Annotated in this window: 1 pseudogene; it reads right to left on the minus strand. The window is 39.9% G+C overall.

The annotated features are described in order from the left end of the window. Positions 1–107: 107 nt before the first annotated feature. Positions 108–427 (minus strand): annotated as a pseudogene (locus AAEZ00_RS20535) (enoyl-CoA hydratase-related protein); the annotation flags it as partial. Between the last annotated feature and the right edge of the window lie 582 nt (positions 428–1,009).

Here is a 1,009-nt window from a genome sequence, read left to right on the forward strand (position 1 = left end):
GCACCCCCAGTATCGGTCTGTTAGCTTACTTTGTGATAGCCGTAGTGATGAGTCAAAAAACGACTCGATTTTAACGTCTACCCAGCACTAAATACTTCTCCGAGTTAGATGAGTTCAGCCGCTTTTTGTTGGCCCACGATTAAGGGTAACAATAAGCTTGATGCGGCTTCAGGAACCAAGAGCAGACTAACAAATGGCATCTGAAATCTAGCCCTATTGTCGGCATACACTAAGTCGCAATGAAGTAGCAAGGTTGTACCCATTCCCACAGCAGCCCCGTCACAGCAGACACAACCGTTTTTTTTAGACCCAATAAGCAAAGCAAGAATGTAACCGTTGGATGCCCCTCGACTAATTGACCACTCTTGAGGACATCTGCTTTCTCATTACCTGATGTAAAGCCATTTTCTGTACCATGTACCATGTACCATGAAGCATAAAGGCACGTATTGGGATTAACGACCAAGACAGCCATCAATGTTTAACTGACTTTATTAGATCTATGAGTGGTAAAGGTTGCAGTGTTTTTACCATTGATGCGCGAAAGCATGGTTACAAGGCTTAAGCTCGAAAGCAAATTGTGACATCCCGCCGTTAGATTATGAGTGTGTTTACTCGCTAAAACGTTGACTCACTCATTCACTCATTCAATCAGTCATTCACTCACTCATTCAATCATTCAATCAGTCATTCACTCACTCATACACTCAGTCATTTCACTTAACACCACGGTGATAGCTGGCCATTTATTTAAGCTGTTCATCTTTTTTACATGGGTTAACAAAAGGGCTGGTCATTCTCACTAACGATATGGTTAATTTTACTACCTGTTGGTTTTTTGTTCGAGAGGTTGGTTCATTTATATGAACGATAATTAATTAATTTAGTATATTAATTATGTGGTTACTGATTCTTTTAAAGTTGGCATGCTACTTGTAATACCTATTGTATAATCAACTAGACGAGTGTTTAGTTGTCATCAACCAGCACAATAAAGGATTCCATTATG

Origin of the sequence: Shewanella sp. S1-49-MNA-CIBAN-0167 (assembly GCF_040310145.1) — a bacterium.
GTDB lineage: Bacteria > Pseudomonadota > Gammaproteobacteria > Enterobacterales > Shewanellaceae > Shewanella > Shewanella psychromarinicola.